We start from the raw sequence: 15,979 nt of genomic DNA, 5'->3' as shown, positions 1-15,979 counted from the left end.
CCGGAAGGCGTCGTCGGAAATGCCTACTCGAGCTGCCTGAGCGCTCGCCGCTCGACCTCGGCGAGCACGTCGTCGGCGACGTCCGGGCTGACTCGTCCTTCCTCGCGAGCCGTCAGGACGACAGCCCGCTCGACCTCGCTCGCCCGTCGCAGGAGAGTGCCCACCTCGGCGTCGTCGCCGGCGTCGTTCTCGTCGTGGTCACTGCCTCGGCGCGCCGTGCTGATCGCGTCCTGTGCAGCGAGGTACCCCTGGTACTGCAGCCGCACCGCCCACCGGACGCGGTCGGGGACGTCGGCGCTCAGAGTTCCGTCCAGCGCGGCGAGGACCGCGGAGGTCGCGTCGCGGCGCAGGATCCGACGTTGCTCGTCATCTCCTGCTTCTCCGACTCCCAGCCAACGCACCAGCGGCGCGAGGGTGAGCCCTTGCGGCACGAGCGTGACCAGCACCGTCACGAGGGCCACGACGACGATGGAGTCGCGGTGCGGAAAGGCCTCTCCTGAGTCCAGGACGTCCGGCAAGGCGAGCGCGGTGGCTACGGTGACCACGCCGCGCATTCCGGCCCAGGACGTCACGACCCCTTCCCGGGCGCCGACGGGCACGCCCTCGCGGCGATGCCTCCCGAACAGCGCGGTCGAGCTGAGCACCCACCCGAAGCGAACCAGGACGAGGACGAGGACGGTCCAACCCGCAAGTGCGAGCGCGGTGCTGCTGGCGGAGTTGGAGCGCAGGATCTCGGTGAGCTCGAACCCGATGAACACGAACACGAGACTGGTGATTAGGTCGTCCGCGTACTGCCAGACGGCTCGCCCGAGCAGCCAGCCTTCGGAGGTCAGCGACCGCGCAGCGTAGGTCCGCAGGTAGAGCCCGAGCGTGAGGACCGCCAGGACGCCGGAGCCGTACAGCTGGTCGGCCGCGAGGTACACGGCGAACGGCATCGCGATCGTCACCGTCGTCTCGGCCGTCGCCGAGTGCAGCCAGCCGAGGATCCACCTGGTCGCGATCGCCACGACCAGTCCGAGACCGACTCCCACGCCCAGCGCCAGTACCAGGCTGAGCCCCACCTGCCCCGCCGTGACGTGCCCGGCTACCACTCCCGCGACGGCCACGTTGTAGAGCACGAGGGCCGTCGCGTCGTTGAACATCCCTTCGCCCTCGAGGATCGTGACGAGGCGCCCTGGCAGGCGCAGGCGCCGAGCCACGGCGGTCGCCGCCACCGAGGACTGCCGCTGGGCCCCAGCCCAGCCCAGCGCCGTGGGCCAGCACCGTGACCGCGAGAGCACTTGCCAGAGTCAGGCCGACAGCGAGCAGAGCGATCGGCCGTGCGCTCTCCCTGAACTCCCGCGCCGTCGAACGCTGGGTGGCGGCGAACAGCAGCGGGGGCAGGACGAGCGGAAGGATGAGGTCGGGATCGACCGACACACTCGGCACTCCCGGCAGCAATGGGACGACCAGGCCGAACAAGGTGAGCAAGACGGGGTACGGGATGCGTAGCCGGTCGGAAGCCGGCGTCAGCGCGACGATGCCGGCCACCAGGATGGCCACGAGGACCGCGGGATGCATCGGGCGACTCCTGTCCTGGCGCGGGGAGCGCACGCGACGGTCCGTGACGACGACGGCTCCTCGGATAGTGCACCAGCGCAGCTACGACGCGCGAGCGGCCGCGGGAGCTGCGGCGCCGAGCCCAGGTCCGGTGGCCGGCGGCATGCTCGTGCAGGTGCCCGGTGCGGGCGGTGCTGCCACCATGCGAGGCATGGCACTGAACCTGATCCGCACCGTGCTTCCCGATTCCCAACGCCGCACGGCCGACAACCTGACCGCCGACCTCGACCTCTGGGCCGGGGACGTCTCGGCGAAGCGCTCGGCGTTCTGGATCATGCTCGCGCTCAGCGCGGTGATCGCGACGGCGGGAGTCCTGTCCGACTCCACCGCCACGGTGATCGGGGCGATGATCATCGCCCCCCTGGCCACCCCGATCATGGGGCTCGCTCTCGGGCTGGCGAAGGGGTCCGCTCGATCAGCGCTCCGGTCGGCCTGGTTCGTCCTGCGGGGCCTGGTCCTCGTGGTCGCGGTCGGCGCGGTGTTCTCGCTCGTCCTGCCGACGTCGTTCGACCTGCTGACCAACAGCCAGATCGCGTCGCGCACCTCACCCGGGCTCCTCGACCTCGTCGCGGCGGTGGCGACGGGCTTCGCCGGCGCGATCGCGCTCGCCCGCCGCGACGTCGCGGCCGTGCTGCCCGGAGTCGCGATCGCGATCTCGTTGGTGCCACCGTTGGCGGTCGCGGGCGTGTGCCTCGGTGACGGATCCCCGAGCCTGGCGGCCGGCGCGCTGCTCCTCTTCCTCTCGAACATGGTCGCCCTGGTGCTCGCGGGCACGCTCGTCTTCGCGACGACCGGCTACGGAGTTCCCACGGCGGTGTCCGAGGGGCGATCGCGTCGACGCACATACGTGACGCTGACGATCGTCCTCGCGATCGTCGCTGTCCCGCTGGCCAGCAACACCGTCTTCACGTACGTCGTGGCGCTGCGCACCGAGCGGGTCGAGCGAGCGACGACGAGCTGGCTGGAAGACGTCCCTGGCGCGACGGTCACCGACGTCTCGTACAGCGGCGCGATCCTCGAGATCGATGTCCGGACCCCCGGCCCTCTGCCGGACACCGCACCCCTCATGGACGCCCTCGAGGATCCAGTACCTGACGGGACCCCTGTGATCATCGTGACGAGCCTGGGTGATCGCCTGGAGGCGGGGACGATCGGCGCGCCCTGAATCGGTCGATCCGGGCAGCGCCATCCCCTGTGCGGCACCGCACCTCTGTGTGATGCTGAGATGCATGTCACCGACACCGAAGCCAGCATCGGCCGCCATCGTCCAGCAGCAGCGCGCAGTTCTCGAGAACCTGCCCTTCGCGGACGAACAGGACTTCGAGGACGCCTCGCGGGGGCTCGTCGCACGACGCGAGCCGAATGCCGTGACGGCCTACGACGGCACGGTCCTGTGGGACAACGACACCTACTCCTTCCTTGAGGGGGAGGCGCCCGACACCGTCAACCCGAGCCTGTGGCGGGTCTCGAAGCTCGCCGCCGTGGACGGCCTGTTCGAGGTGGTCCCCGGGATCTACCAGGTCCGCGGGCAGGACCTGTCCAACACGACGATCGTCGAGGGCGACGAAGGCGTCGTGGTCATCGACACGCTCCTGTCCGCGGAGACCGGCGCTGCGGCCCTGGCGCTCTACCGCCAGCACCGCGGCGAGCGGCCGGTCAAGGCGGTGATCTACACCCACTCCCACGCCGACCACTTCGGCGGCGTGAAGGGTTTCGTCACGCAGGAGGAGGTCGACTCCGGCGCGGTGCGGATCTTCGCGCCCGAGGGCTTCATCGAGGCGGCTGTCTCCGAGAACGTCTACGCCGGCACGGCCATGAACCGACGCGCGGGGTACATGTACGGTGCGGCGCTCGCCCGCGGACCGCAGGGCGGCGTCGGTGCCGGTCTCGGGCAGACGTTGTCCATCGGGCTCGTCTCCCTCATCGCGCCGACCGATCTCATCACGACGACCGGCCACGAGGAGGTCGTCGACGGAGTACGGCTCGTGTTCCAGATGGCCCCTGGCACCGAGGCTCCGTCGGAGATGCTGATCTGGCTGCCCGACCACAAGGCGCTGTGCGCAGCCGAGGACGCGACGCACAACCTGCACAACCTGCTGACCCTGCGGGGCGCCGTCGTCAGAGATCCGCACGCGTGGGCCCGCTACCTGACCGAGACGATCGACCTGTTCGGGGCGGAGATCGAGGTCGTGTTCGCCTCGCACCACTGGCCCACGTGGGGCAACGAGCGCGTGGTCGAGTACCTCTCGCTCCAGCGGGACCTGTACGGGTATCTGCACGACCAGACGCTGCGTCTCCTGAACAAGGGCCTGACCGGCCCGGAGATCGCCGAGGAGATCGAGCTCCCGCCCGCACTGGAGAACGCCTGGCACACCCGCGGGTACTACGGTTCGGTCAGCCACAACGTCAAGGCGATCTACCAGCGCTACCTCGGGTGGTTCGACGGCAACCCCGCCCACCTGTGGGAGCACACGCCGGTCGAGCGCGCCAAGCGCTACGTCGAGCTGGGCGGCGGCGCGGACGCCGTTGTCGAGAAGGCGAAGGCGTCGTTCGACGCCGGCGACTACCGCTGGGTGGCAGAGATCCTCAACCACGTGGTCTTCGCCCAGCCGGAGCACGCCACAGCCCGCGAGCTCCTGGCCGACACCTACGAGCAGCTCGGCTACGGCTCGGAGAACGGGACCTGGCGCGACTTCTACCTCTCGGGCGCCACCGAGCTGCGCGACGGCCAGTTCGGGACCCCGACCGAGACGAACGCCCCCGACGTGATCGCGCAGCTGACACCGTCGATGCTGTTCGACGCGATCGCGATCCAGGTGAACGGCCCCCAGGCGTGGGACGAGAAGTTCTCGATCGACGTCGTGCTCACGGATGTGGACGAGCGCTACCGCCTGCGGATGGGCAACGGGGTGCTCACCTACAGCGCGGCGCCGCAGTCAGGCGACGCCGACACCGTCCTCACGACGACCCGGCGGGCACTGCCGGCGCTGGCTGGCGGCCTGGGAGGCGAGGCCCTGGCCGCCGCCGGGGTCGAGGTGACGGGCGACGCGTCCGTCCTCGGTCGACTCGCAGCGGTGCTGGACCCCGGTGACAAGAACTTCGCCATCGTGACTCCCTGAGGCGTCGCGCGCCAGCAGCGGAGCGCCCGCCGGGGTGGAGTGCGCGAAACATCGCGGCCGGGTGCTTCGCTAGGCGCCGCCCAGGGGCCCGTCGAGCGGCTGGGCCCGTGCTGCCTTGCCGTCGAGCCACAGCGTCTCGGACTCGTCACGGTGCACGCCGTCGGTACCCACGTGCTTGCTGCTGATCGTCGGGCCCTTCTTGATGACGTGGACGAGCGCCATCGCATGCCCGCGACCAAGCCCGTAGTCGGTGGCGAGCCACTGGACGATCTCCCCGGCCTTGACGGACGGGCTGTCGAACCCCCGCCCTCTCGCCTCGTCGACGAGCTGGCGGGGTGTCTTGCCGGTCTTGTCCTCGATGGTGTCGAGGTATGCCTGGAACGACACGGCGGTCATCCTTTCTGCGGTGGTGGCCGAGCGCTGGGCAGCGCCCGGTGAGCTCTCGTGGCAGGTGCCGGGCGTTGGGGGAGCTGGACACCGCGGTACCTCGAGGAGGCGGGTCAGCTCAGGCGCTCACGGCGATCGACCGGAGGACGGGCGCGACGGCGCCCACGGGGAGCTGGTGGTCCCCACCGGGGACGTCGACCAGCGTGCTTCCAGGCACGACCTCGGCGAACGCGACTGCGCCGGAACGGATGAAGGGGAACGTCGACTCGCCGACCAGGAGGGTGACGGGAACGGGGATGGCCACGTAGCGCTCGAGTGCGGCGGCGTTGCCATCCATGGTGTCGCCCATGATCCGTGCGTCGTAGCGCAGGGTGCCGGCGAAGGGCTCGACCGCGGCCACGAACGGTGACGCCATCATCTGGTCGACCACGTGGGGAGGGAGTCCGACCGCTTCGAGCGAGAAGTACCGAAGTGCGCCGAGCAGGTCCCCGCCGGCTGCGAAGGCATCGAGCCGCGCGACGTAGTCGGCAGGGAGGGGTGGACGGCCGTCGTCGACGATGAACGGCGGTTCGAAGGCAGCGACCGCGGCGGCCGGCACACCTGCCAGGGCTGCCTCGAGCGCGAGGACCGCACCGGAGGACTCGCCGAGGAGGATCGCGTTCGCGCCGAGGTGGTCGACGAGCGCGGCGATGTCCTCGATCTCGCGCTCGACGGCGTACGCCTCGGCGTCGCCGCTCTCACCACGACCGCGTCGGTCGTAGGCGACCACGCGAAGTCCGGTCGCGGCCAGAGCACCGGCACTGGAGGAGATGGCGCGATACGCCGTCGCACCGTGCACGCAGATCACCGCAGGGCCGTCTGCTGGTCCGAGAACGTCGAACCCGATGCGAGTGCCGTCTGCGGAGGAGAGGAAGTGGGTCATGAGAACGTCCCTTCATGGGTTTGTACGGGCCCGACGGGTCACGTCCTCGTGCGAGGTGCACGTGTGGCGACCGGGCGGGGCAGTTCGACGGCGCGGCATCGAAGATCAGGGCGGGGGGAATCCCTCCTGCACCATGACGTCCGACGCGTGGATGCAGATCATCCGCAGGGCGCCGCTGCCGGAGTTGACGAAGCTGTGCCACAGACCTGCCGGGACGACAGCGCAGTCGTCGGCCTCCGCGACGAGATCGTGCCCGTCGATCGTGATGGTTGCCTGGCCTTCGAGCACGACCCACGTCTCGGAGTAGGGGTGGCGGTGCAGACCCGGCCCGTGTCCTGGGTCGGCGTCGACGAGGAAGAACGAGATCCCCGAACCGTGCGCGCGGCCCTCGAACCTCGCGGTACGCGAGTCCGGCCGGCGGAGCTCGGACACGTGCACCACTCGCGGGACAGTCGAGCCCCCGTCCCGCAGGGCTTCTGCTTCTCCTGGGTCGTTCATCTCGCCATCTCCCAAGCGCCTCGCTGATCGTTAGACGATACGATACGTAGCGTCTGGTGCACGGTAGAGCGCAACGCTCGCTCGTGTCAACGCGATACGTTTCGTGTCGCGACGTAGACTGGCGTCGTGGCCGCCACGAAGTCTGCTCCCAACGCGCACCGCCGAAGCATGGAAGCGCGGCGCGCCATCCTGGACGCCGCCATCACCCTCATCAGCGAGCGCGGGTACGCCAACGTGACGATCGAGGCCATCGCGGCGTCGGCGGGCGTGGGGAAGACGACCATCTACCGGTGGTGGTCGTCCAAGGGTGACCTGGCACTGGAGGCGATCAACGACCGCGTCGGTGAGGCCATCGACTTCCCCGACACCGGGGACATCTCAGCGGATCTTCGCCGTCAGCTGCTGGAAGTAGCCAGGCTGCTCGACGGGGAGATCGGAGTCCTGTTCCGCGGCATCGTCGCCGAGGCGCAGAGCACACCCACCGTCGGCGCCGCGCTGCTGGACACGATCATCGAGCCTAGGACCAGGGCCTGCGAAGCACGGCTCGCCAAGGCGGTCGACGACGGACAGCTCCGGCCCGACGTGGCCACCCGGATGATGGTCGAGCTGATCTATGCGCCGCTGTACTACCGGCTCTTGTTCAAGACCGACCCCGCTCGACCTCGGGACATCGCGCTCCTGCTCGACTACACCCTGTCGGGCCTTCGGCCCGTCCCGGCGACCGACTGAGCGTCGGTCCGACGGCGGTCAGGCGCGGTCGTAGGTCAGGACCCGCAGCCCCGAATCCAGCAGCAGCTCGTCGACCGGGCGGAAGAGATGGGGTCGGAACGGCCCGCGAAACAGCGGGATGCCTGATCCGATGACGGACCGGTTCTGCTTGAGGACAAGGCGGTCGATCTCGGGCAGCAAGGCGTGCGCGAGCGTGCCTCCACCGACGAGCCACAGGTCCAGGCCGGGCTCGGCCTTCAGCGCACGGACCCGCTCCAGGGCGTCGGTCGCGACGATCTCGACGGCGGGATCGGGGCTCGGGGCCAGAGTCGTGGAGAAGACGAGATGCCGCAGGTGGGGATAGGCATCGGTCATCCCTGCGGCCAGCCCGAGCTCGTACGAGGCTCGCCCCTCGAGGACGGTGTCGAAGGCCCGGCCGGGACCGGAGATGCCCATGGCCGCACGTGCGGGACCCGGCAGGGTCTCGGGGTAGTGCTCGACGATGAACTGGATCAGGTCGGGCGTCAGCGGGAAGTAGTCCTGTCCGGTGGGGTCACCACCGTCCGGACCGGCGATGTATCCGTCCAGCGTCGTGGCGACGTAGTACACGAGCTTGCGCATGGAGTCCTCTCTTCGAAGCGTGCCAGCCGGGGACCTCGTGAGGCCCTACCAGGTCATGTTGATGGCTCGCTCGAAGTTGATGTAGCCCGCCCGCGCGAACGCCTGCGCCATGGGGACGTTGCCGAGGTCGGTCGAGGCGCGGATCCTGGGGACGTTCTCGGCCGCGAGGATCCGCGTGCCCTCGGCCAGCAGGTCGTCGATGTAGCCGTTGCCGCGATGGGCTGGCAGGACGCCGACGTAGGCGATGATCGCGTGATAGGTGTTGCGGGCCGGAACGACGAACCCGACCGGCTCGCCGTCGCACAGCTCGGCGACCTGCCACCAGGTGTGCGGGCTGGTGAAGCCGGCGAACTCCTCGTCGAAGTGCTTGGCCGCGACCGCGGCAGGCGACATGGTCTGGAGGTCGGCCTGGCTGTGCGCGTCCAGCGTGCCCTCCAGCACCGGTTCCATCAGCGCGACCAGCTCGTCGCGGCCCTTCGCGGGCCGGAACCGCAGTTTCCCCGACGAAGCCGGGACGGCCGCGTCGGGCGTCCACTCGAGCCGGAGGCGCTCGACGAGGGGCCGCGCTCCGAGCCGCTCGAGGACGGACATCCGCGACTCGACAACCCGTCGGGCCGTCCCGTCCTCGCGCCAGTTCGGAGGGATGTACCGGCCGTACTCCGGTGGCGTCGACCCGGCAGGGACGACGGCGGCCAGCCCGGCTCGCAGCACCCGTTCGCCGATCTCGACGGCGACGTCCAGCTCGAGCGTGTCGTCGAGGTCGAAGAAGTCGAGCACCACCGGCTCCGCTGCGCCGGGACGGCCCCACCAGGAGGCGCGGGCCAGGACCCGGTCGTCGTCGGTCGCCACCCACATCCACTCGGGCCGACGCCTGCCCTCAGCGAGGTCGTCGGCGAGCTCGTCGTCCAGGACGTAGGGGAGCTGCAGGAAGAGGTCGAGCTCGTGCGGGCCGGAAAGGTGGCGGACGACGATGTCGCCGGTCGTGTCGCTGATGTCGTACTCCTCGGGAGGGGGCTGGGACGCGATCGTAGGTCAGGACGCGCCTCCGGATCTCACGTCTGGCTGCGCGCGAGTCGTCTTTCAACGCGCGTTCTGCGTGCTCGGATCCCTTCGCGCAGGCACGGTGCGCACCCTCCGAACCTCGACCGACGAGCCACCTCGCCACGCAAGGAGGATGCTCGCCCCATGAGATCAGACGGTCCCGTGCTCGTGGTCGGTGCCAGCGGCAACATCGGTGGGGCTGTCGTCTCCGCCCTGACGCGAGCCGGCCTCGCCGCTCGCGCTGCAGGAACGCATCCGACGGCTCTGGAGAATCGGTACCCAGGGGTCGAGGTCGCTCGGCTGGATCTGCTCGACCCCACGACGTTCGCCCCGGCTCTGGACGGTGCCGCGGGCATGTTCCTGGTACGGCCGCCCGCGATCGCCAAGGTCGGCCCGACGTTGAACGCGCTGCTCGGCGTCGCCGAACGGCTGCAGGTCGGACACGTCGTCTTCTCCTCGGTCACCGGCGCCGACACCAACCGCGTCGTGCCCCACCACCGTGTCGAGGAACGCCTGCGAGAGTCCGCCCTGTCGTGGACGATCTTGCGGCCCGGGTTCTTCTCCCAGAACCTCGCCGACGCCTACCGCAGCGACATCGTCAACGACGACCGGATCCTGCTGCCCTCAGGCGAGGGTCGGGCCGCCTTCATCGACACCCGCGACATCGGCGACGTCGCCGCCCTGGTCTTCGCCGCGCCGGACGCACACCGGAGCGCGGGGTACGTCCTCACTGGCCCGCAGGCGCTCAACTTCGATGACGTAGCCGCCCTGCTCACGAGCGAGCTCGGCAGACCGATCCGCTACGAGCCCACGTCGGCTCTGCCCTATCTCCGACACGTGCACGCCCAAGGACGCCCCTGGGTGCAGGCCATCGTGCAGACCGTGCTGCACACGGGGCTACGGCGCGGCCAGGCCGAGAACGTGGACCCCACCCTCGAACGGCTGCTCGGACGACCCGGCCGCACCCTTGCCCAGTACGTCCACGACAACCGCGAGCTGTGGGCCTCGCCTGCGTGACTGACGCCGTGGGTTCAGGGTGCGCGCCTCAGCTCCACCGAAGCAGCAGGTGAGAGGCCACGTCCGGATCCTGGATGCAGGATCCGGACGTGGCCTCGTGCCATGTCTGCAGCCGTCAGCGGTTGGCGATCGTGAACCCGATCAGCTTCTCGGTCGTGCGCCCGTCGATCCCGACCGCGTCGATCTTGAGCTGGTAGCTCCCGTTCGGGTACGAGCGCGTGTCGAGCACCAGCGTCGGCTTCTTGCCCGCGTTGCTGCTGCCCGGCGCCTTCGTGTTGTCGGTCAGCCACGTGCCGCCGCGGTTGAGCTCGATGTACGTGTACGCCGGCTCGGTGTCGAGCGTGACCCGCACGGTCTGCTTGCCCTTGAGGGTCGCGCCCTCCATCACGTTGACGTTCTCGACCACCGGCGCCGCGGGGGAGGGCTTGTCGGCGTCGAGGCGCAGCGCGTCGCGGATCGTGAAGAACAGGTCCGTCTGGTCGGTGAGCCCGACGACGTTCGCGGCGCGCGGCCCGTAGGCGGCGATCCGGACCTGGGTGCCCGTGTGGTCCTGCGAGCCGCCGGTCTCGGCGGTGCCGTAGGCGACGGTCATGGGCTTGTTGTCGGCCGTCAGCAGCGTGCGCGTCAGGCCGGGGGTCAGCGTGTTCGGGTAGACGATCTGGCTCGAGTGGCCGTGGTCGGCGGTCAGCACGACGAGCGTGTGGCCGTCCTTCTTGGCGAAGTCGAGCGCGACCTGCACGGCCTCGTCGAGGTCGACGGTCTCGCCGATCTGGCCGCAGGGGTCGGCCGCGTGGTCCTGCTTGTCGATGCTCGCGCCCTCGACCTGCAGGAAGAAGCCCTTGCCGGACGTGCGGTCGAGCAGGTCGATCGCCTTGGTCGTCATCGCCTTGAGGGTGGGCGTCGTCGCCAGGTACTTCGGGTTGGGCGAGCACGTCACGGCCGGCTCGGTGCCGCCCGTGTGGGTCGCGGCCGGGCCGATCCAGCGCACGGGCAGGTTGCCCGGCGCGAACAGGCCGAGGACGGGCGACTTCTGGTCGGCCTTCTGCACCCCGGCGAGGCCGGCGGCGTCGGTCACGACCTGGTAGCCGCGGGCGCTCGCCTGCTGCAGGAGCGTCTTGCCCGACCACTGCCCGGCCGCGGCGGACTCGTTGAACGAGGTGGCGCCGCCGCCGAGGGTGACGTCTGCGCGCGCGTCGATCAGCTGCTCGGTGATCGAGCCGAGGCCGCCGTTCTGCAGGGCGTTGGCCGGGCACTTCGCCAGGGTCGACGAGGGGGCGTAGCAGCCGCGGTCGGTGACGTGTGCGACCTGGACCGCGGGCGTGGCGTCCTGCAGCTCCGCGGTGCTGACGTCGCCCGTGCGCAGGCCGTTCGCGCGGGCGATCTCCAGCAGCGAACGCTGCGGAGCGCCGTTGATGTCGACCGAGATCGCGCCGTTGTACGTCTTGGTACCCGTCGCCCAGCCCGAGCCGGACGCGGCCGAGTCGGTCACGTAGTCGGGCAGGCCGTCCTTCTTGTCGAGCGCGTAGGTCGTGTACTGGCCGGTCAGCGGCAGGGCGTCGATGCCCGCGAAGTGCCCCGCGGCACCCTGGGCGTAGTTGCGGGCGACGGTGATCTCGGAGTCGCCCATGCCGTCACCGATGAGCAGGATGACGTTCTTCGCGGCGCCGCCCTTGATCTGGGCGCGGACCTTCGAGGTCTGGTCACCGTCGAGCCGGCGCGCGTCGCCGTGACCCGACAGGTCGGTCGTGACGGCCCAGCTGGTGGCCGCGCCCATGACGAGCCCGCCGGCGACGACTGCCGCGGCGAACGGGCGGAATGCACGTGTCTTCATCGTGATCCTTCCGGGGGTCTGCCGGCGACGTCCGTCGCCTCGTGCAGTCGACCGGGTGAAGGTGACGATAGGATGATCCAGGAGGAAACGGGACGAGTCGGACCGTCGGCGGTCTGTGGTTGCCCTGAGCGCCCGCTGTGGGTCGCGGCCCGCGCAGGACATCCCCCGGACGGGTGACGGATCTGTCGCTTTCATCCCGGTGTCGACGCCGCGATCCCTGGGGGTCGCCTCCGCGCGCTTCGGTCGACACATGAGAAGACGAGTAACGATCTCCATCCTGGCCGCCGCCGTGGCCGCCAGCCTCCTGCCGTCCGCCGCCGTCGCCGCGGACAAGCCGGGACCGACGATCACGGTCCCCACCCTCGAAGCCCGGGCGACGCTGTCCGCCGACTACCTCGCCGCGGGGCCGCAGTCCGGCGCCCTGGCCACCCCCGCGAACGGTCGCAGCGGCCCGTTCCCCGGCCAGGTCATCCCCGGCTTCAGCGGCATCGTCGATGCCGGTGACGGCACGCTGTGGGCGATGCCGGACAACGGGTTCGGCAGCAAGGCCAACTCGGCCGACTTCCTGCTGCGGATCTACCACGTCAAGCCGCGGTGGGAGACGGCCAAGGGCGGCGCGGGCGAGATCAAGGTCCAGGGCTTCGTGTCGCTGCGCGACCCCGACCACCGCATCGACTTCCCGATCGTGCACGCCGACACCAAGCAGCGACTGCTCACCGGCGCGGACTTCGACATCGAGTCGATCGTGCGCCAGAAGGACGGCAGCTTCTGGATCGGCGAGGAGTTCGGGCCGTTCCTGCTGCACGTGGACCGGACGGGCAAGCTGCTGTCCGCACCCGTCCCGTTCCCGCTGGGCAAGTCGCCGCAGAACCCGTACCTCGGCGCCGGCGAGACCCCGCGGATCAAGGCGAGCCGCGGCTTCGAGGCGATGGCGGCCTCGAAGAACGGTCGCTACCTGTACCCGATCACCGAGGGTGCGTTCGTCGACGACCCGTTGCAGCGGCGCCGGACGATCTCCGAGTTCGACACGCGCACGAACCGGTACACCGGCGTGACCTGGGCGTACCAGACGGACCAGGACGCGAACGTGGTCGGCGACGCCTTCACCACGGGCCGGCACCAGCTCCTGGTGATCGAGCGCGACGACTTCCAGGGCGAGGCGTCGGTGATCAAGCGCGTCTACGCGCTCGACCTCGACAAGCGGGACGTCGACGGCTTCGTCCGCAAGACCCTCGTGCTCGACGCGCTGAAGATCGCCAACCCCGACCACCTCGGTGCGGGCGACGGGTACGGCACGGGCGATCCCTTCTCGCTTCCGGTGCAGTCGTTCGAGACCGTGGTCCAGCTCGCCGACGGCCGCCTGCTCATCGCCAACGACAACAACTACCCGGGCAACGCCGCGCGGATCGCGGGCAAGCCCGACGACACCGAGATCGACATCATCGACCTGCGCAAGGTCCGCGCCCCGAAGGCGAGCCCGACGACGGCCATCGGCCACCGCGGCGCGAGCGGCTACCGCCCCGAGCACACCCTCGCGTCGTACGAGACCGCGATCCGCCAGTGCGCGGACTACATCGAGCCGGACGTGGTCTCGACGAAGGACGGCGTGCTCGTCGCGCGGCACGAGAACGAGATCGGCGGCACGACGAACGTCGCCGACCACCCGGAGTTCGCCTCGCTGAAGACCACGAAGGTGATCGATGGCCGCAGCGTCACGGGCTGGTTCACCGAGGACTTCACGTTCGCCCAGCTCAAGACCCTGCGCGCGAAGGAGCGGCTGCCGCAGGTCCGCCCCGCCAACACGGCGTTCGACGGGCTCTACGAGATCCCGACGCTCGACGAGGTCATCGACCTGGCGCGCCACTCGGTCTCGTGCGACGGCAAGCAGGTCGGGGTCTACCCCGAGACGAAGCACCCGACGTACTTCGACTCCGTCGGTCTCTCGCTCGAGGAGCCGCTCGTCGCGCAGCTCAAGGCCAACGGCCTGGACCGCCGCAACGCGCCCGTGTTCGTGCAGAGCTTCGAGACCGGCAACCTGCGCGAGCTCGCCCGCCTGACCAAGGCGCCGCTCGTCCAGCTCGTCGACTGCTCGGGAGCGCCCTACGACCTCGTGGCAGCCGGCGACACGCGGACCTACAAGGACCTGGTGACAGCCTCTGGGCTGGCGCAGATCGCCCGGTACGCGGACGGCGTGGGCCTGTGCAAGGACGTGATGATCCCGCGGACCTCGTCGGGCACGCTCGGCACGCCGACCACGGTGGTGCGCGACGCGCACCGGGTCGGCCTCGAGGTGCACGGCTGGACGTTCCGCCGGGAGAACCAGTTCCTGCCCGCGGAGTACCGGATCGGCACCGACCCGAACGCGGTCGGCGACCTGGCCGGGGAGATCCGGGCGTTCGTGGCGATCGGCCTCGACGGGGTGTTCAGCGACAACCCCGACCTGGCCGTCGCGGCGACGAGCTGACCGACGCGAGCCTGCCCGTCCCCGCGACGGGCAGGCTCGCGCTCGTCCGCCTGTCGATCCGGGTCCTGTCCGCGCGTCATCGCGGTGACGGGCACAGCCGAGGCCCGGACGAGAGGATCGAGCATGAGCACCGAACCCGCAGGGCATGCCGCGACGACAGCCGAGCCGCACGACGACCCGCTGCGCTGGATCGTCCTCCTCCACGACGAGGAGGGCGGCTGGGTGCACATGAGCTCGGAGCAGCAGCAGGTCGTGATCGACCGGCACGACGAGTACGCGGCGCGGGCCGCGGAGTTCGGTGTGCGGTTCGTCGCGAGCGAGGCACTGCGGCCCGCCGCGACCGCGAAGGTCGTGCGCAACGGCGAGGGCACCGTGAGCGAGGGTCCCTACGCCGAGTCGGTCGAGCAGCTCAGCGGCTTCTACCTGGTCGATGCGCCCGACGAGGACAGCGTCGTCGCGCACGCGCGCCTGCTGCCCGACTACACGATCGAGATTCGGCGCGCGATGAACGCGCCCTGAGGCGAGGCACGGGCCGGGACGGGCGCGGTTCCGCTCGACGGTGGAGACTCGGCTCATGAGCGGCGCACCCGTCCAGAGCCTGCGACCCGGAAGTCCGGACGGGCAGTGGCGCGTCACGACCACGACGACGGTGTTCGACCTGCGCGCGGTCGCCGCTCGTCGCGCGGAGGTTCGGCTGGTCGACGAGGACTGGTCTCCCGCGCTCTACTCGTCGAGCTTCACGGCGGAGGACGACGAGGAGAGCTACGTCGGCCGACGGATCGAGGTCGGCCTCTACCTGCGCCTCGTGCTCTTCGACCCTGGCGTCGCCGAGCAGGAGATGCCTCGGATCTGGCTCGGCAAGGTCACGAGCATCGAGGCGACGACGCCGTAGCGGCTCAGGCTCGCAGGGCAGCGGTGCCGGGGAGTGCGACGAACGTGTCGCGCAACCGCAGCCCGGTGACGTCGGCGGTGCGGTTCGCGGTCGCGCCCAGGTGGTCGAACCGGGCCAGGGCGTCGCGCCACGGCGCGGCGAGGGCGACGTCGACGAAGGCCTCCGGTCGGCGCCGATCCGCGAGCCACACGTCCCAGGCCGTCGCGCAGCGCGCGCACACGGTCCGGGAGATCGCCGCCTCGGCGGTGTGAACCGCATCTCCGTGGCCCGCCGGCTCGGCGAGCGGCCGGGTCCAGGCGCTCGGGCCGCCGCAGCGGGGGCAGAACATCGTTCGCGTCATCGTCAGCACACCTCGACGCTAGGACGGGGGCCGGCCGACGACCTCGGACCAAGGACCCATCGCCGTCGCACCACGAGCCGCGAGGGCGTCAGTCCGAGTCGATCCCGGCCTGCTCGGCCGCGGCGTCCCGAGCCTTCTCGCTGCGGTGGAGCTCGCGCTCGGCGGTGGCCACCGCCTTCTCGTCGACCCGGTGGGTCTGCTGCGCCGTCGCGAGCGCCTTGTCGGCCGCGGTGGCCGCCTTGCCAGCCGCCGCGAGGCGCGTGCGGACGTCGGCCAGCTCGCGCACCAGGTCGTCCTCCTCGGCGTGCGCCCGGTCCGCGACGTCGGCCGCGCGCTCCGCCTCGGCCGTGCTCTCGTCGTGGGAGGCGAGCGCGGCGTCGTACCTCTCGCGGGCGGCCCTGGCGGCACCGTCCGCGGCCTCCCAGGCCGCGCGCGCCTCGTCCCGCGCGCGCTGCTCGCGCTCCTCCCGGCGCACGCGGCGCTCCCGGGTCGCGGCGGACTCGGACGCCTCCGCCGCGGCGGGCGCGGCCCGCTCCGAGT

The 15,979-nt window shown here is 70.7% G+C and carries 15 protein-coding genes and 1 pseudogene; 7 read left to right on the top strand and 9 right to left on the bottom strand.

The features are described 5' to 3' along the window. Positions 1–23: 23 nt before the first annotated feature. Positions 24–1,560: pseudogene (locus D1825_RS05025) on the bottom strand (cation:proton antiporter). A 190-nt stretch (positions 1,561–1,750) separates the two neighbouring features. Here D1825_RS05025 and D1825_RS05020 point away from each other — a divergent pair. Then, positions 1,751–2,764 (top strand): TIGR00341 family protein, encoded by a 1,014-nt coding sequence (locus tag D1825_RS05020; RefSeq protein ID WP_118766358.1) that lies wholly within the window; start codon positions 1,751–1,753, stop codon positions 2,762–2,764. A gap of 64 nt (positions 2,765–2,828) precedes the next feature. Continuing rightward, positions 2,829–4,718 carry an alkyl/aryl-sulfatase gene (locus D1825_RS05015; protein WP_118766356.1) on the top strand — a complete coding sequence of 630 codons (1,890 nt, stop codon included), beginning with the start codon at positions 2,829–2,831 and terminating at the stop codon, positions 4,716–4,718. A gap of 69 nt (positions 4,719–4,787) precedes the next feature. On the opposite strand, the gene D1825_RS05010 is transcribed toward D1825_RS05015, so the two are convergent. The 3 genes from D1825_RS05010 to D1825_RS05000 all read right to left on the bottom strand — a co-directional run bounded on the left by D1825_RS05010 (position 4,788) and on the right by D1825_RS05000 (position 6,459). Further along, complete coding sequence (locus D1825_RS05010) at positions 4,788–5,105, bottom strand: DUF4287 domain-containing protein (RefSeq protein ID WP_118766355.1); 318 nt, start codon at positions 5,103–5,105, stop codon at positions 4,788–4,790. A gap of 118 nt (positions 5,106–5,223) precedes the next feature. Next, complete coding sequence (locus D1825_RS05005) at positions 5,224–6,027, bottom strand: alpha/beta fold hydrolase (protein WP_118766354.1); 804 nt, start codon at positions 6,025–6,027, stop codon at positions 5,224–5,226. A 105-nt stretch (positions 6,028–6,132) separates the two neighbouring features. Beyond that, positions 6,133–6,459, bottom strand: a complete 327-nt coding sequence (locus D1825_RS05000) for a cupin domain-containing protein (protein ID WP_233549642.1) — start codon at positions 6,457–6,459, stop codon at positions 6,133–6,135. A gap of 192 nt (positions 6,460–6,651) precedes the next feature. Here D1825_RS05000 and D1825_RS04995 point away from each other — a divergent pair, with 192 nt between their 5' ends. Continuing rightward, positions 6,652–7,254 carry a TetR/AcrR family transcriptional regulator gene (locus D1825_RS04995; protein WP_138067465.1) on the top strand — a complete coding sequence of 201 codons (603 nt, stop codon included), beginning with the start codon at positions 6,652–6,654 and terminating at the stop codon, positions 7,252–7,254. 18 nt (positions 7,255–7,272) lie between these two features. Here the strand turns inward: D1825_RS04995 and D1825_RS04990 are convergent, their stop codons facing one another. Together D1825_RS04990 and D1825_RS04985 are read right to left on the bottom strand one after the other, a co-directional pair. Next, on the bottom strand, positions 7,273–7,854 hold the full coding sequence (locus D1825_RS04990; RefSeq protein WP_118766351.1) for a dihydrofolate reductase family protein: 582 nt from the start codon (positions 7,852–7,854) through the stop codon (positions 7,273–7,275). A 45-nt stretch (positions 7,855–7,899) separates the two neighbouring features. Then, complete coding sequence (locus D1825_RS04985; RefSeq protein WP_199721501.1) at positions 7,900–8,703, bottom strand: GNAT family N-acetyltransferase; 804 nt, start codon at positions 8,701–8,703, stop codon at positions 7,900–7,902. Between the two features lie 336 nt (positions 8,704–9,039). On the opposite strand from D1825_RS04985, the gene D1825_RS04980 reads away from it, so the two are divergent. Further along, a complete protein-coding gene (locus D1825_RS04980; protein ID WP_233549641.1) occupies positions 9,040–9,912 on the top strand; it encodes an NmrA family NAD(P)-binding protein in 873 nt (290 codons plus the stop codon). A gap of 115 nt (positions 9,913–10,027) precedes the next feature. On the opposite strand, the gene phoA is transcribed toward D1825_RS04980, so the two are convergent. Beyond that, a complete protein-coding gene (gene phoA / locus D1825_RS04975) occupies positions 10,028–11,743 on the bottom strand; it encodes an alkaline phosphatase (protein WP_199721500.1) in 1,716 nt (571 codons plus the stop codon). Positions 11,744–11,993: 250 nt separating this feature from the next. On the opposite strand from phoA, the gene D1825_RS04970 reads away from it, so the two are divergent. The 3 genes from D1825_RS04970 (at position 11,994) to D1825_RS04960 (ending at position 15,099) form a co-directional block, all read left to right on the top strand. Continuing rightward, the gene (locus D1825_RS04970; protein ID WP_118766348.1) at positions 11,994–14,207 is read left to right on the top strand and encodes an esterase-like activity of phytase family protein; all 2,214 of its coding nucleotides are present in this window, start codon (positions 11,994–11,996) and stop codon (positions 14,205–14,207) included. A 123-nt stretch (positions 14,208–14,330) separates the two neighbouring features. Then, a complete protein-coding gene (locus D1825_RS04965) occupies positions 14,331–14,726 on the top strand; it encodes a YciI family protein (RefSeq protein WP_118766347.1) in 396 nt (131 codons plus the stop codon). A gap of 55 nt (positions 14,727–14,781) precedes the next feature. Further along, positions 14,782–15,099, top strand: coding sequence for a hypothetical protein (locus D1825_RS04960; protein ID WP_118766346.1), 318 nt, complete (start codon positions 14,782–14,784; stop codon positions 15,097–15,099). Between the two features lie 4 nt (positions 15,100–15,103). Here the strand turns inward: D1825_RS04960 and D1825_RS04955 are convergent, their stop codons facing one another. Both D1825_RS04955 and D1825_RS18175 read right to left on the bottom strand, forming a co-directional pair. After that, a complete protein-coding gene (locus D1825_RS04955; protein ID WP_138067464.1) occupies positions 15,104–15,439 on the bottom strand; it encodes a hypothetical protein in 336 nt (111 codons plus the stop codon). An 88-nt stretch (positions 15,440–15,527) separates the two neighbouring features. Beyond that, positions 15,528–15,979 (bottom strand): hypothetical protein (locus D1825_RS18175; RefSeq protein WP_407643297.1); only part of this gene is annotated, 452 nt, incomplete at its 5' end.

Source organism: Cellulomonas rhizosphaerae (assembly GCF_003470205.1).
GTDB classification, from domain to species: Bacteria; Actinomycetota; Actinomycetes; order Actinomycetales; family Cellulomonadaceae; genus Cellulomonas; species Cellulomonas rhizosphaerae.
This window is presented reverse-complemented; position numbering and strand designations above follow the sequence as displayed.

Bases quoted from the DNA above. Each gene is read 5' to 3' on its own strand.
- D1825_RS04970 (WP_118766348.1), top strand. From the start codon at position 11,994: ATGAGAAGACGAGTAACGATCTCCATCCTGGCCGCCGCCGTGGCCGCC.
- D1825_RS04965 (WP_118766347.1), top strand. From the start codon at position 14,331: ATGAGCACCGAACCCGCAGGGCATGCCGCGACGACAGCCGAGCCGCAC.
- D1825_RS04960 (WP_118766346.1), top strand. From the start codon at position 14,782: ATGAGCGGCGCACCCGTCCAGAGCCTGCGACCCGGAAGTCCGGACGGG.
- D1825_RS04980 (WP_233549641.1), top strand. From the start codon at position 9,040: ATGAGATCAGACGGTCCCGTGCTCGTGGTCGGTGCCAGCGGCAACATC.
- D1825_RS05020 (WP_118766358.1), top strand. From the start codon at position 1,751: ATGGCACTGAACCTGATCCGCACCGTGCTTCCCGATTCCCAACGCCGC.
- phoA (WP_199721500.1), bottom strand. From the start codon at position 11,743: ATGAAGACACGTGCATTCCGCCCGTTCGCCGCGGCAGTCGTCGCCGGC.
- D1825_RS04990 (WP_118766351.1), bottom strand. From the start codon at position 7,854: ATGCGCAAGCTCGTGTACTACGTCGCCACGACGCTGGACGGATACATC.
- D1825_RS04955 (WP_138067464.1), bottom strand. From the start codon at position 15,439: ATGACGCGAACGATGTTCTGCCCCCGCTGCGGCGGCCCGAGCGCCTGG.
- D1825_RS05005 (WP_118766354.1), bottom strand. From the start codon at position 6,027: ATGACCCACTTCCTCTCCTCCGCAGACGGCACTCGCATCGGGTTCGAC.
- D1825_RS05015 (WP_118766356.1), top strand. From the start codon at position 2,829: ATGTCACCGACACCGAAGCCAGCATCGGCCGCCATCGTCCAGCAGCAG.